The sequence below is a fragment of the Thiomicrorhabdus cannonii genome, assembly GCF_013391695.1.
Classification (GTDB): domain Bacteria; phylum Pseudomonadota; class Gammaproteobacteria; order Thiomicrospirales; family Thiomicrospiraceae; genus Thiomicrorhabdus; species Thiomicrorhabdus cannonii.
Window position 1 is genome coordinate 1 of the sequence record NZ_JACBGH010000004.1, and the last position, 14,619, is coordinate 14,619.

Sequence of the window (14,619 nt, forward strand, 5' to 3'; positions counted from 1 at the left end):
CTATATTGAGTACTATAATCACAAACGCATCAAGCAGAAACTCAAAGGCCTGAGTCCGATAGAGTATCGAAATCAGGCCTTGGGTACCGCTTAACTAAAATGTCCAAGTTTTTGGGGTCACTTCACATTGCCCGGTTTTTTATACAGATCGCAGCGATTACTTCATCGCGTGAACAGCCTTGAATTTGGCGATCAACGCTTCAGGACGTTTTTTCTTCGTCTCTTTCGTCAACGCATAAACAACCGTCTCGCCCTTAGGACCCGCACCAATATCCGTCAAACGATAAGGCACCTCGCCGTGCTGCATAAAATCCTTAAACAACGCCCAGTCGTCAAACACGTTGATACGGCCATCCGCCACAATCTCGCCATAGAAATTTTCAGCCGGCGCCAAACGCCCTTCCATCATATCGATTGACGGGATGCCGCTGGCCTTCTTCTTATCATCCTTGGTCAGACCGTAAACCAGGGTTTCACCTTTGGGACCTGCGCCAATGAACGTTTTACGGAATGCGGTTTCACCCACCGCCATGAATTCCATATACAGCGTCGCATCATAGAAAACATTCAAGCGCCCGTCGTGATAAACAACGTATAGATCATCATTATTCAATTCCTGCTTCACTTCTGCCGTCTGCGCCGGTACCGTCACAGGTGCCGCCTCTTTGGCTTCCATCCCCGAACAACCGGCCAGCGTACCCGCCGCCAACAACATCGCCACAAAACGTTTTTTCATATGCATTTCCTACTCTATTAAAACGGATTAAAGTTAACCGCCCATAGACTAGAAAAACCATGTAACAATGACGTGACCGTTTTATGACAAAAACATAACAATCTCAAAAAAGCCGCCACTTAAAAAAACCGGCGAGTTTCTTTGCGAAATAATCCAATGCAAACTAAAATGTTTTTTATAAAAATAAAAACACCCACACCCAATTAGTCAGCGAGACGCAATTTTATGGGCAGCCAATCGACTTCGGTTTTACATCGTTACCAAGCCAACCCTGATCAATCCAAGCAACTAAAAGATCAATGCATCCGCAAGATCGAAGAATTCAATCTAAGCTGCAACCCAATCCACTTCACGCTGGTGTATGAATGGCTCAGTGAAGTCGACCCCTATCTCAGCGAAGAGCTGGATCGCGTTTTCAAGCTGGCGCAATACGATGATGAAACGGCCGAAAACCTCTTTATCAAACTCATCGCACAGCTGCTCTACAAATCGCTGCCCGCCGAGAAAACCGGCGCCATCCTCAATCAACTGCTTTTCAGTCTTGACCGCTGGATGACCAATACCCAACAAAAACAGCAGTTGATCCAAAACGAAATCGAACTGATGCAGTCCAATCCAATGGACGACAACAGCTTTGCGCGACCTTTCGACCGCATTAGCTGCACCCTGCAGGAACTGGTTGAAAACACCCAATCGCTGCACCAGCAGGTCAACGACTCAACGCAGGAGATCCGCCTGCTCAAAGAAGAGTTGGAACGCACCACCACCATCGCCAAAACCGATGAACTCACCAATATCCCCAACCGCCGCGGCTTCAATGAAATCATTGAACTGCTCAGCCGGCAGGCTCTGGATAAAGGCTCTACCTTCGCGATTGTATTGCTGGATATCGACCACTTCAAAAGCATCAACGATACGTTTGGACACCTGATCGGTGACAGCGTGCTGCGCTATCTGGCCAAACTGCTGCATCGGGAAACCAAAGGACAGGACAGCATTGCGCGATTCGGCGGCGAAGAATTCGCCATCCTGCTGCCCGACACCGGGTACTCAGACGCCATCAACGTCGCCAACAATATCCGCAAAAAAATCGCCGCCCGCCCGCTGCAAGTGCGCTCCAGCAACCAACCCCTGCAAATCACCGTCTCTGCCGGCGTTGCCATGTATCAATTGGGCGAAGAGATCGAAACCCTGCTGACCCGCGTGGACGAATGCCTCTACAAAGCCAAAGGCAAAGGGCGCAACCGCATCGTCGGTGAAAGCGATTATTGATGCCCGGCCCCGTTCAGGTCAATCTGATTTGCGGCCCGCTGGGATCAGGCAAAACCAGTCTGATCCGCCATTTGCTCACACAAAAACCCGCCAACGAAAACTGGACCCTGCTGGTGAATGAATTTGGCGCCGCCGGCATCGACGGCGCCATTTTCGACTGCCACCCTTCCACCCAGGTTTTTGAACTGCCGGGCGGCTGCATCTGCTGTAGCGCGCAAGGCGAATTGAAGAACACCCTCCACTACATACTGACCCAAACCAACACACAGCGCCTGCTGATCGAACCCACCGGATTGGGCGAACCCGACAGCATCGTCGACCTGCTGCGCAGTCTTGACCAGCAGCAACAACTTCAACTGCAGACGCTCTTTAGCGTGTTCGACGCCGCTTTTCTGAAACTCGACGAAGTCGCACGCTATACCGTTCTGCAAAATCTGATGAACATGGCCGATGTGATCGTCCTCAACAAACAAGACCTGGCGAACGCAACACAATTAGAAGCGCTAAGCGACTATTGCCGCACGCTTTACCCTCCCAAAAAGGCGGTCGTCATTACCCGACAAGGCGAAATTGACGCCAGCGCCCTGCTTGATCATGTCCACCATCATCACGCGGACCACACAAACTCATCCCACAGACACCATCACGCTCATGCACTCAGCCGGCACCACGACCCCTCTCTGCCCCATCTCCTACCTTTCAAAGGAATCGATTTCGGCACACAGGTCACACGCAAATACAAATTCGAACTGGGTGTTCACGCGCTCGGCTACATCTTCGCGCCGGAATACGTTTTTGACTGGAAAAAAGTCCTGACGCTTTTTCAGGATTTTACAAACTCAACAGGCCGGGTAGGCATTAAACGCGCCAAAGGCGTTTTCAGAGTCGGCAACCCGTGGATGCTGTTTCAATGGAGCAATGGCCAAGTCAGTCGCGAGTACATCGCCTACCGACGCGATTCGCGCATTGAACTACTCATTGAAAAAGACCAACCTTTCGATTTCACCGGTTTTGAAACCGCTCTGCAGACTTGCCTAAAACCATAACGCACCCCAAATCCGGCGTTTATCAAATTTCGTTCCAATTCACCCCAAAGCCTCCGCAAAATTGCGATAGTAATTTTTAACCCCGGATAGAAAATTTTATTATTCTTTTTTCACATTTTTCACAAAGTTATCCACAGCACCTTAAAGACTGATTTTTAAAGCCTTAGCCCAACTTGTCCACAGGTTTTGAAATGCATTTTTGCACGTTCAGCACCTCAAACAGCCCTCTTAGGAGTCTTGCCTCATGCCTAGAAATCCACTATATTTTGCATTAAAACTCGTTTCACCAACTATATATAGTAGAAAATACTCGGAAAGGCACAACTCGTTAGCATCGTCAATTCGAGTAGGCTTTTGCCTTTCTTTTCTAAGTTTCTGAATTTGCTTGAAAAACCAAATTTCACTAAAAAACGCATTGCCACTTTTTTATACACAGGTGTAAATCGCTCATGACAAACCAGAACATCCAGGTTACTAAACGCAACGGCAGCAAAGAAGCTATCGACTTGGAGAAAATCCATCGCGTCATCACTTGGGCCGCCGAAGGCCTGGAAAACGTCTCCGTTTCAGAAGTAGAACTGCGTTCGCACATCCAGTTCTACGACGGCATCACGACGTCTGACATTCATGAAACCATTATCAAATCCGCCGCCGACCTGATTTCCGAAAAAGCGCCGGATTACCAGCATCTCTCCGCACGCCTGGCTATTTTCCACCTGCGTAAAAAAGCCTTTGACCGTTTCACGCCGCCGACGCTGTTTGAACACATCAACAAAATGGTGCGCATCGGCATGTACGACAAAGCCATTCTGGAAGACTACAGCAAACAGGAAATCGACGAGCTCGACAGCTACATCCAGCATGACCGCGACCTGAACTTCAGTTACGCAGCCGTCAAGCAGCTCGAAGGTAAATACCTGGTGCAGAACCGCGTGACCGGTAAAATCTACGAAAGCCCGCAGTTCATCTATATGCTGATTCCGATGTGCCTGTTCTCGCACTATCCTGCGGACACGCGTTTGCAATACGTCAAAGACTTTTACGATGCGGCCTCCCTGTTCAAACTGTCGCTGCCTACCCCGATCATGTCGGGCGTGCGTACACCAACGCGCCAGTTCAGCTCGTGCGTACTGATTGAATGCGGCGACTCGCTGGATTCCATCAACGCCACCTCGTCGTCCATCGTCAAATACGTGTCACAACGCGCCGGCATCGGTGTCAATGTCGGCCGCATCCGCGCTTTGGGCAGTGAAATCCGCGGCGGCGAAGCCTACCACACCGGCATGATCCCGTTTATCAAACACTTCCAGACGGCGGTTAAATCCTGCTCGCAGGGCGGTGTGCGCGGCGGTGCGGCGACCCTGTTCTACCCTATCTGGCACTTGGAAGTCGAATCGCTCATCGTACTTAAGAACAACCGCGGCGTGGAAGAGAACCGTGCCCGCCACCTCGACTACGGCGTGCAGATCAACAAACTGATGTACCAGCGCATGATCGAAGGCGGCGAAATCACCCTGTTCAGCCCGTCGGACGTACCGGGGCTGTACGACGCTTTCTTTGCCGACCAGGCCGAGTTTGAACGCCTCTACAAAATCTACGAGGCCGACGACAGCATCCGCAAGAAGAAACTGAAAGCGCTGGACCTGTTCACGCAGATCGCGCAGGAACGCGCGCAGACAGGCCGTATCTATATCCAGAACGTTGACCACTGCAACACCCACAGCCCGTTTGATCCGCAAAAGGCGCCTATTCACCAGTCCAACCTCTGTCTGGAAATCGCCCTGCCGACCAAACCGCTGAACTCGGTGGAAGACCCTAACGGTGAAATCGCGCTGTGTACCCTGTCGGCTTTCAACCTGGGCGCGCTGGATAACCTGGAAGAACTGGAATCCCTTTCCGAACTGATTGTGCGTGCGCTCGACAGCCTGTTGGACTATCAGGACTATCCGGTGGAAGCGGCGCGTCACGCCAGCATGGGACGCCGTACCCTCGGCATTGGGGTGACCAACCTGGCCTACTATCTGGCCAAAAACTACACCAAATATTCGGACGGTTCGGCCAACGGCCTGATTCACCGTACGTTTGAAGCGATTCAGTACTACCTGCTCAAGGCGTCCAATAAACTGGCCAAAGAACAGGGCAAGTGCGACTATTTCGCCGACACCACCTATGCGCAAGGCGTGCTGCCGATCGACACCTACAAGCGTGATTTGGATGAAGTCTGCAACGAGCCGTTGCATCTGGACTGGGAAAGCCTGCGTGAAGCCATTAAAACCCACGGCCTGCGCAACTCGACTCTGACGGCTTTGATGCCTTGCGAAACCTCTTCGCAAATCACCAACTCCACCAACGGTATCGAACCGCCGCGTGGTTATGTCTCGGTCAAAGCCTCTAAAGACGGCATTCTCAAGCAAGTGGTGCCGGGCTTCAAAGAGTTCCGCAACCAGTACGAACTGCTGTGGCACATCCCCAACAACCGCGGTTACATCCAGTTGGTGGGCATTATGCAGAAATTTGTGGACCAGGCGATTTCGGCCAACACCAACTACGATCCGTCAAAGTTCGACGAAGACAAGGTGCCGGTCAAAGTCATTCTGCAAGACCTGCTCTACGCTTATAAGATGGGGCTTAAAACCCTCTACTATCACAACACCCGTGACGGTGCGGATGATGCGCATGAAGATGACGGCTGCGCAGGTGGCGCTTGCAAACTCTAATCAACCGGCCTTAATATACTGGCCTGTTGAATTTTCAAAACCCTCGAAAGAGGGTTTTTTTACAGTCCCTAAAGCAGAATCCATAAGATGCGTCTAACCGACCAGATTGATGTGGCCAACCAATTGCTGGCCAAAATAGACATCCCCATGCTGCCCAAAGAAGCGATGCAGCTGCAAAAACTCTTCAACGACAAAGAGATACCCAATCCGCAGGAGGTCAAACGCCTGGTGGCGCTCAACCCGGTTCTGGCGGGCGAGTTGATCAGTCTGGCCAACATCCTCTCCACCGCGCATCAAAACGCCGCCCCCATCACCGATCTCGACACCGCCATCTATCGGCTCGGCTACAACCAGCTCAAACACTTCCTGTTTTCGATGTGCATCAAAAAACAACTCGATAACAGTCAGATTCAAGGCTTGAGCGTACATAGCCAAAACATTGCAATCATCGCCTCGGAAATCGCTCGTCTCACCCCCTTTGCCACGGTGGGCGAAGCCTTCCTGCTGGGGCTGATTCACGACATCGGCGCCTTTGCGCTGATGCGCATCGATTCCAATTTTGCCCAAACCTTTATCGGCAAACAGGTTGACTACTACTCCTCTCCGCGTCAGGAATATGCGCATTACGGCACCACGCACAGCGCTTTCGGCTATGCCATCGCCACCAAATGGGAGTTGCCGGTGCGTTTCTGTCGGGCGATTCTGCTGCAGCACGAAGCCAGTCCGGAACGCATCAAAGAAGAGAAATTGCGCAGTTGGGTGGCGCTGATCGGCATGGCGCACGCCCTGCTGTTTGAACTGCGCCACAAACCCTATCTCAAGGAAGAGTACGAACGCCTGCTCAAAAACAGCCAGGCGGTATTGAAGATTGACGACGAGAAACTCAAAGCGGTGCGCGTTCGCGTCAGCGACATGCTTCACTGAGCACGCCCACAAAACCGTTTTCTAGGATTTCGCGCTTGGAAAGGCCGGCCAGTCAAACTCCCTATCACCGGCCACCATAAAGTGCGGATTCAGCAAGGATTCGGACTGTTCATAACGTAACGCTTTGCCATGACGATCCACCAACTTGCCGCCGGCCTCCTCGACCACGCATTGCGCTGCCGCCGTATCCCATAAAGAAGTCGGGCCAAAGCGCGGATAGACATCCGCCGCGCCTTCCGCCACCAGACAGGATTTGATGGCCGAGCCCATTTTGACCGTTTGCGTGGCCCCTAGAGCGGCCATAAACGCCTTGGTGGAACTGCCATGCCGACGGCTCACCGCCACCCTGACAGGGACACCCGGTTGAAGCGGATGCACCTGAATACGTTGCTTTTCATCCAAGCAAGCCTGCCATTCACGCCCTGAAACGTTATGCGGAATGACCTGCTTATAGGCACCCTCGCCGCTGACCGCACAATACAGCATCCGCGTTACCGGCACATACACCACGCCCAACACGGTTTTACCTTGTTCAACCAAGGCAATATTCACGCTGAACTCACCGGTGCGCTCAATGAATTCCTTGGTACCGTCCAACGGATCAACCAACCAGAAAGTCTGCCAATCCTTGCGCGTGGCAAACGGCACCTCCGCCACGCTCTCCTCCGTCACCAGCGGAATAGCCGGCGTCAGACGGCTCAAGGCCTCGCAGATGAGGGCATCGGCGCGTTTGTCCGCCAGCGTTACCGGGGTGCCATCGCCCTTGTGTTCAATCTGGGCATCGTCATAATGATCGTAGACCTCCACAATCACATCGCCCGCCGCTACCGCAATACGGCACACTTCCGGCAGCAGTTCAACCAAATTCATGAGCACAGCCATCAAATCCGCCCCGTCTCTTTCAATACCAGCATCAAGGCCGCATAGGCGCGCCCCTCGCTAAAATCGGGCTGCGCCAACAGTTCGCGCCACGCATCCAGCTTCCACGGCACCACTTCCAGCGGCTCAGGCTCATCCCCCGGTTCCGGCTCGGGCGTCAAGCCGGTCGCCAACACGATATGGGTATGGTGCGTCATATAACCCGCCGCCATGCTCACCGAATCGAGCAGTTTGACGTTGGCGGGCTTATACCCCACCTCTTCCTGACTTTCGCGGATGCAGGCCTGCTCCCAGGTTTCGCCCGGATCGACCTTGCCTTTGGGAAAGCCCAGTTCGTAGCGCCCCACGCCGATGCAAAATTCACGAATCAGTAACATCGTATTCTCGTCCAGCATCGGTATAATCAACACAGCGCCTTGGGCCGAGCCCAACAGACGCTCATACACCACCTGATTGCCATTGGAAAACTCCAGCGCCTGCGCCTGCACCGTAAACAGACGCGACTGCGCCACAATCTCTTCGGAAAGCACAAGAGGAGTGGTTTTTTTTGAAAGGGAATGGGATTGCTGAGTGACTTTTTTCATAATTCACATAATACGATAAGGGAAACGGATTGCCAATGAATGCCAAGCTAGACTGGTCAAAAATCGATACGGTATTGCTCGATATGGACGGCACCCTGCTCGACCTCCATTTTGACTGGCACTTCTGGATGGAATATCTGCCCGAAGTTTACGCCGCGCGCAACAACCTGACGCCGGCGGAAGCCAACGCGCTGATTCACGCCAAAATCCACAGCCAGCAAGGCACGCTTAACTGGTACTGCCTGGACTACTGGAGCGAAACGCTGAACCTGCCAATCGCCGAACTCAAGCGCGAGCTCAAGCACCTGATTCAGGCGCATCCCGACGTCATAGAGTTTCTCGCCAAACTCAAGCAGATGGGCAAACACGTTATTATGGTCACCAACGCGCACCGCGACAGCCTGGCGATCAAACTGGAAATGACTGAAATCGGCGACCACTTCGACCATCTGATTTCCGCCCACGACTTCGGCATCCCCAAAGAGGACATCCGCATCTGGTCCGAAATCCAGACCGTACACCCTTACGACCCGGCGCATACCCTGTTGGTGGACGACAACCTGCACGCCCTAAGAACCGCCAGACAATACGGCATTCAGCACCTGCTGTGTGCAACCCATGTCAGCCCCAAACTCGACAAGATCGACCCGCAGGAGTTCGACCATTTCGAGAACTTTAACGAGATCATGCCGCTTTAAAGGCCATTATAAGAGCGGCGGTTAAAATTCGATCAGAAACACCTTTTCCTGCGCCGCCACCCCCTTGCGTTGCAGGCTCTGTTGCGCCACGACGTCGATGCGGGCGCAATCGGCAAACAGCGTGCAGATTTCGCTTTCCGGCACCGAAAACGGCGGCCCGTTCAACAGGCTCTGGTCATATTCCAGATTCACCAGCAACAGCTTGGTGCCGGCCGGCAAAATCGCCTGCAAATGCGCCGCGTACTGCTTGCGCATTTCCGGCGGCAACGCCACAATCGCCGCACGGTCGTACACAGCCCCGACCTCCTCGCAATCGGCGGCGCTCAAATGGAAAAAGTCGCCGCATAACAAGGTCATCGCACTCAACCGATAGCCGCAGAAATGGGCATGCACCAGCGGCGCGACAGAACGCAATTTGTTTTCATCCAAAAACTCGTCCAGCGCCTTCTGGCTCAACTCCACGCCCAGCACCTTATGCCCCTGTTCGCCCAGCCACAGCATATCCAGCGACTTGCCGCACAGCGGCACCAGCACGGTTTCGTCGCCCTGCAAACCCAAGCGCTGCCAATGCTGCTGCAAATAACCGTTGATCTCGGTCTGTTGAAAACCCACCACGCCGCTTTCCCACATCGCATGCCAAAAATCCGCCTGCATGGTCATTACTCCAAATACTCTCTATAATGGGCGCCATCTTAACAAGCACAGCCTGGCGCGCCAAGCGCCAAACCAAACAAGAGTCGCCAATCATGACAACGCCGAAAAATCCGCCCGAAAAAACTCAACAGGCCGGGTCTGCCCCGCTCTGGCAACGCAACTGGTTCAAAAACACCTTGACCGTACTGGTATTCGTCATCGCCTACCTGAGCCTGCGCCCGTTTATGCAGGGCGAAGTGATTCACGGCCAGGTGCCCGCCCTCACTCTGCAAACATTGGAAGGCCAAACGCTTGATTTGAGCCAGATTCAGGAACCGACGCTGATTCACCTCTGGGCGACCTGGTGCCCCATCTGCAAAATGACGCGCGGCAGCGTCGAGTCGGTCGCTCAAGATTACCCGGTTATCAATATCGCCAGCCAGTCGGGCGATGATGAACAGCTGCGCGACTACGCCGCCCAAAACGGCATGAATCCGGCGATTATCGTCAACGATCTCGACGGCCAGCTCATGCAGACCTTCGGCGCCAAAGCGGTGCCCGCCGATTTCATTATCGCGCCCGGCGGCGAGATCGCTTTTGTGGAGGTTGGCTTCACCACCGAAATCGGCCTGCGCCTGCGCCTCTGGTGGGCGGGACTATAATCTCATGAGCCATTACGCCGGTTTTTGTATCCACCGCAGCGAAGACGAATTCGGCGTCATTGAAGTCGTCGACCACCGCTCGCTTCGCAAACTGCACTTCGGCAGCCCGGTGGAGCAGAGCAGCTTCTACCTCAACGCGCCTTTGCGACTGGTGTTCGAGTATCAGCAGAAAATCATCGACCTCGTCGAAGCCTTTGCCAACGGCCAACCCCATCTGCGCATTCTCATGCTCGGCCTCGGCGGCGGACGCATGGCCACCCACCTCAATATGCTCTATCCCGACTGGCAGATCACCGCCGTGGAACTGCGTCAGGCGGTCATCGACATCGCCTACCGCTACTTTCAGCTGCCCGAGGTGGCGGAAATTGAAACCCTGCAGGAAGACGCGCTGACCTTTGTGGCCGAAAACGCCTATCCGTTCGATATCGTCATTGTCGACCTGTTCGACAGCGAAGGCATTCCCGACGCCTTCAGTTCGGCCGATTTTCTGCAACAACTGCAAGACCAGCTCAAACCCGCCGGATTATTGGTTTTCAACCTGTGGAACCGCCCGCAAAGCGACCCGCAGCAAAAGCCCCAGCCTTGCCCCGCCAGCGGCCAGATTCTCAACCACTGGCAAAATGTCGTCGCCCGTTCAGCGAAAATGCGTCTGAACCGCTATAATATCGCCTCCAGCGAAAACCTGATTTTGGCGATCGAACAAAACTGAACAGGCCGGGTATCCCGGCCAATAACTCCAAATAATCAAAGACCTGAATTTATGGCCCTGCTTTTCTTACGCGATCTTACCCTCAGCTTCGGCGCCGCGCCCTTGCTTGACCACGCCAACCTGCAAATCGAGCCTAACGAACGGCTCTGTATCGTCGGCCGTAACGGTGAGGGCAAGTCCACGCTGCTCAAAGTCATCGAAGGCGAAATCCTGCCCGACAGCGGTTCGCGTATCGTGCAGGACGGCGTCAAGATCGCCAAGCTGCAACAGGAAGTGCCGCACGACACCACCGGCAGCGTCTTTCGCGTGATTTCCGACGGCCTCGGCGAGGCCGGCACCCTGCTGGAACAGTTCCATCACATCAGCCACAAAATGCAGACGGATACCTCCGACGAGACATTGGCCGAGTTCAGCCGTTTGCAGCAGCTGGTCGATACCCACAACGCCTGGGATCTGAACCAGCAGGTCGAAACCATTATCTCCAAACTCGGCCTGCCGGGCGAGGCCGAGTTCTCCAAGCTGTCCGGCGGGATGAAACGCCGCGTACTGCTTGCCAGAGCGCTGGTGCAACAACCCGATATCCTGCTGCTCGACGAACCGACCAACCATTTGGACATCCCGTCGATTCAGTGGCTCGAAGGCTTTTTGAAAAGCATCCGCTGCGCGCTGGTGTTTATCACCCACGACCGCGCCTTTTTGCAGGCGCTGGCCACGCGCATTGTCGAACTCGACCGCGGCCGCCTCTCCAACTGGGAGTGCGACTACCACACCTATCTGCAACGCAAGGCGGAATGGCTGGAGGCCGAAGCCAAACAGAATGCCGAATTCGACAAGAAACTCGCACAGGAAGAGACCTGGATTCGCCAGGGCATCAAGGCGCGCCGCACCCGTAACGAAGGCCGCGTGCGCGCTTTGGAAAAACTGCGTCTGGAACATCAGGCGCGCCGCAGCCAGCAGGGCAAGGCCAATCTGCAGTTGAACACCACGGCCTTGTCGGGCAAGCAGGTCATTGAAATCGAACACCTCAGCTTCAGCTTCGACAACCGCATTATCGTCACCGATTTCTCCGGCGTCATCATGCGCGGCGACAAGGTCGGCATTATCGGTGAGAACGGCTGCGGTAAATCGACCTTTCTGAACCTGATTCTCGGCAAACTGCAGCCGACCTCCGGCAAGGTCAAACTCGGCACCAATCTGGATATCGCCTATTTCGACCAGCACCGTGCGCAGCTCGACGAAAACCGCACCGTCGCCGAAAGCGTCATCGAAGAGAGCGATTATGTGGAAATCGGCGGGCAGCGTAAACACATTATCGGCTATCTGGGCGACTTCCTGTTCTCGCCCGACCGTGCCCGCCAGCCGGTCAAGGCGTTGTCGGGCGGCGAACGCAACCGCCTGCTGTTGGCACGCGTGTTCGCCAAACCCTCCAACCTGCTGGTGCTCGACGAACCCACCAACGACCTGGATGTCGAAACCCTCGAGCTGCTCGAAGAACTGCTGCTGGACTACAAAGGCACGGTGCTGATCGTCAGCCACGACCGCGCCTTCCTGAACAACGTGGTCACCAGCTCCATCGTGTTCGACGCGCCCGGTATCGTCAACGAATACGTCGGCGGCTACGATGACTGGCTGCGCCAGCGCCCGGATTTCAGTATTGAAAAACAGCCCAAGAAAGAGAGCAAGCCGGCGGAAAAACCCGCTGAAAACAAGGCGGCGGAAACGCCGGCGAATATCTCGGCTAACAAGGGCAAAAAACTCAGCTACAAAGACCAGCGCGAATACGACGCCCTACCCGGCCTGATCGAAACCCTGGAGCAGCAACTGGAAGCCTTGAGCGCACAGGTCAACGATCCCGCGTTTTACCAGCAGGACGAAGCCCGCGTGCAGGCCGGCCTGAAAGCCCTGTCAGACAAGGAAGCGGAACTCGAAGCGGCGTTTGAGCGTTGGGAAGTGCTCGAAGCGATGGTCATGGGGCTGTAACGCGCTGTTTGCCACCCGGCCTGTTGAGTTTTCACAAGCCGTCGCAAAGCAATTTGAGAATCGCTTTCATTTGTGGCAAATATGTATAAAATAGACTCTCTTATAATTTGTATAAATCAGGATTCGGATAACGATGAGTTGCAAAGACCAACACACCTACTCAACCTTCTGTCGCTCGCAAAACAACGCGTTGAAAGAGCCGATGTTCTTCGGCCAAAACGTCAATGTGGCACGTTACGACCAGCAGAAGTATCCGTTTTTTGAAAAGCTGATCGAAAAGCAGCTGAGCTTTTTCTGGCGTCCGGAAGAGGTCGATCTGTCGTCCGACCGTACCGACTATGCCGATTTGCCCGCCAACGAACAGCATATCTTTATCAGCAACCTCAAATACCAGACCTTGCTGGATTCGGTACAAGGCCGCTCGCCTAACGTCGCGCTGCTGCCGTTGGTTTCCATCCCCGAACTGGAAACCTGGATTGAAACCTGGGCGTTCTCCGAGACCATCCACAGCCGTTCGTACACCCACATTATCCGCAATATCGTCACCAATCCGTCGCTGGTGTTCGACGACATCGTCACCAACGAAGAGATCACCAAACGCGCCATCAGCGTGACCGAATACTACGACGAACTGATTGCGCTGACCAACCACATGTACGCCAACCAGATCGACCTGGCAACCGATCATGCCTTCCGCAAAAAGATCAAAACCTCGCTTTATCTGACGGTGGTGTCGGTGAATGTGCTGGAAGCGATCCGTTTCTACGTCTCGTTTGCGTGCAGCTTCTCGTTTGCGGAACGCTCCTTGATGGAAGGCAACGCCAAGATCATCAAGCTGATCGCCCGCGACGAAGCGCTGCATCTGTCCGGCACCCAGAACATGATTATTCTGATGGCCGAGGGGCAGGACGATCCGGAAATGGCGGAGATCGCCCGCGAGCAGCAGGAAAACGTCTACAACATCTTCCGTCAGGCCGCCGAGCAGGAAAAACAGTGGGCCGACTATCTGTTCAAAGACGGTTCGATGATCGGTCTGAACGCCAGCATTCTGAAAGACTATGTGGACTACATCACCAATGTGCGTCTGAAGGCGCTGAAGCTGGAACCGATCTTCAACAGCAAAGGCAATCCGCTGCCGTGGATGAACAACTGGCTGGTCAGCGACAACGTGCAGGTCGCGCCGCAGGAATCGGAAATCAGCTCCTATCTGGTCGGCCAGGTCGATTCCAAGGTCAATACCGAAGATTTCAGCGACTTTTCGTTGTAAAGCGGTCAGCAAACAACCCATCAAAAGGGAGCTTCGGCTCCTTTTTTTATCCGTTTTTTGGGCGTTTCAAAAACTCAACAGGCCGGGTATTCGCGTGCCTTGCCGATGTGCTTGTCATAAAACAGTCACCAAAACATGCTAAAGTTTCCGCAACGGTTTGACTGCTGAATTTCAACGAAGAAATGCAGCCTCCAAATAACCCAACCGGTGAGTTCCGCAAGCATGGCCAAAAAAACCAATCTGTTTGAACACGAGTCCTTGCAGGATAAGGACGCGATTGTGCAATACCTCAAAGCCCTGACCGAAGGTATCGAAAAGGGGGAAGTTTTGCTTTCCGACGATGACGAGAAGGTGACACTCAATCCCACGCCCTTCGGCCGCTTCAAACTCAAGGCGACCCGCAGCAAAAAAGTTCAGGAGCTGCGTCTTAAAATCAGCTGGATTGGCCATGAAGACGATGGCGAGCGCGCCCAGCCACTGCATATTCAACCGTCATCCGCCTGATGCGCAAC

General features: G+C 54.0%; 15 protein-coding genes. 11 read left to right on the plus strand and 4 right to left on the minus strand.

Annotation, left to right across the window (positions count from 1 at the left end; genetic code table 11):
• Positions 1-94 (plus strand): IS3 family transposase (locus HZ297_RS05750; protein WP_178862052.1); only part of this gene is annotated, 94 nt, incomplete at its 5' end.
• Between the two features lie 63 nt (positions 95-157).
• Here HZ297_RS05750 and HZ297_RS05755 read toward each other — a convergent pair.
• Positions 158-736: a hypothetical protein gene (locus tag HZ297_RS05755; RefSeq protein ID WP_178862053.1), complete on the minus strand. Its 579-nt coding sequence runs from the start codon at positions 734-736 to the stop codon at positions 158-160.
• A gap of 225 nt (positions 737-961) precedes the next feature.
• Here HZ297_RS05755 and HZ297_RS05760 point away from each other — a divergent pair, with 225 nt between their 5' ends.
• From HZ297_RS05760 to HZ297_RS05775, 4 genes are all read left to right on the plus strand, one after another.
• Positions 962-2,008, plus strand: a complete 1,047-nt coding sequence (locus tag HZ297_RS05760) for a GGDEF domain-containing protein (RefSeq protein ID WP_178862054.1) — start codon at positions 962-964, stop codon at positions 2,006-2,008.
• Positions 2,008-3,054: a CobW family GTP-binding protein gene (locus HZ297_RS05765; protein ID WP_178862055.1), complete on the plus strand. Its 1,047-nt coding sequence runs from the start codon at positions 2,008-2,010 to the stop codon at positions 3,052-3,054. Before HZ297_RS05760 ends, HZ297_RS05765 begins: the two co-directional genes overlap by 1 nt.
• 449 nt (positions 3,055-3,503) lie before the next feature.
• A complete protein-coding gene (gene nrdA / locus HZ297_RS05770) occupies positions 3,504-5,771 on the plus strand; it encodes a class 1a ribonucleoside-diphosphate reductase subunit alpha (RefSeq protein ID WP_178862056.1) in 2,268 nt (755 codons plus the stop codon).
• A gap of 87 nt (positions 5,772-5,858) precedes the next feature.
• A complete protein-coding gene (locus tag HZ297_RS05775) occupies positions 5,859-6,695 on the plus strand; it encodes an HDOD domain-containing protein (protein ID WP_178862057.1) in 837 nt (278 codons plus the stop codon).
• Between the two features lie 21 nt (positions 6,696-6,716).
• On the opposite strand, the gene cysQ is transcribed toward HZ297_RS05775, so the two are convergent.
• Together cysQ and nudE are read right to left on the minus strand one after the other, a co-directional pair.
• Positions 6,717-7,577, minus strand: a complete 861-nt coding sequence (cysQ, locus tag HZ297_RS05780) for a 3'(2'),5'-bisphosphate nucleotidase CysQ (protein WP_246261683.1) — start codon at positions 7,575-7,577, stop codon at positions 6,717-6,719.
• Complete coding sequence (nudE, locus tag HZ297_RS05785; protein ID WP_178862058.1) at positions 7,577-8,158, minus strand: ADP compounds hydrolase NudE; 582 nt, start codon at positions 8,156-8,158, stop codon at positions 7,577-7,579. Before nudE ends, cysQ begins: the two co-directional genes overlap by 1 nt.
• A 35-nt stretch (positions 8,159-8,193) precedes the next feature.
• Here nudE and yrfG point away from each other — a divergent pair, with 35 nt between their 5' ends.
• Positions 8,194-8,856, plus strand: a complete 663-nt coding sequence (gene yrfG / locus HZ297_RS05790; RefSeq protein ID WP_178862059.1) for a GMP/IMP nucleotidase — start codon at positions 8,194-8,196, stop codon at positions 8,854-8,856.
• Positions 8,857-8,877: 21 nt separating this feature from the next.
• Here yrfG and HZ297_RS05795 read toward each other — a convergent pair whose 3' ends face one another.
• Positions 8,878-9,510, minus strand: coding sequence for a thiopurine S-methyltransferase (locus HZ297_RS05795; protein ID WP_178862060.1), 633 nt, complete (start codon positions 9,508-9,510; stop codon positions 8,878-8,880).
• 92 nt (positions 9,511-9,602) lie between these two features.
• On the opposite strand from HZ297_RS05795, the gene HZ297_RS05800 reads away from it, so the two are divergent.
• From HZ297_RS05800 to HZ297_RS05820, 5 genes are all read left to right on the plus strand, one after another.
• Positions 9,603-10,151 carry a protein disulfide oxidoreductase gene (locus HZ297_RS05800; RefSeq protein WP_178862061.1) on the plus strand — a complete coding sequence of 183 codons (549 nt, stop codon included), beginning with the start codon at positions 9,603-9,605 and terminating at the stop codon, positions 10,149-10,151.
• Positions 10,152-10,155: 4 nt separating this feature from the next.
• Positions 10,156-10,860, plus strand: a complete 705-nt coding sequence (locus HZ297_RS05805; RefSeq protein WP_178862062.1) for a fused MFS/spermidine synthase — start codon at positions 10,156-10,158, stop codon at positions 10,858-10,860.
• A 51-nt stretch (positions 10,861-10,911) separates the two neighbouring features.
• Positions 10,912-12,840: an ATP-binding cassette ATPase Uup gene (gene uup / locus HZ297_RS05810; RefSeq protein WP_178862063.1), complete on the plus strand. Its 1,929-nt coding sequence runs from the start codon at positions 10,912-10,914 to the stop codon at positions 12,838-12,840.
• A 133-nt stretch (positions 12,841-12,973) separates the two neighbouring features.
• On the plus strand, positions 12,974-14,107 hold the full coding sequence (nrdB, locus tag HZ297_RS05815; RefSeq protein WP_178862064.1) for a class Ia ribonucleoside-diphosphate reductase subunit beta: 1,134 nt from the start codon (positions 12,974-12,976) through the stop codon (positions 14,105-14,107).
• 222 nt (positions 14,108-14,329) lie between these two features.
• Positions 14,330-14,611 carry an amphi-Trp domain-containing protein gene (locus HZ297_RS05820; protein WP_178862065.1) on the plus strand — a complete coding sequence of 94 codons (282 nt, stop codon included), beginning with the start codon at positions 14,330-14,332 and terminating at the stop codon, positions 14,609-14,611.
• The last annotated feature ends 8 nt before the right edge of the window (positions 14,612-14,619 follow it).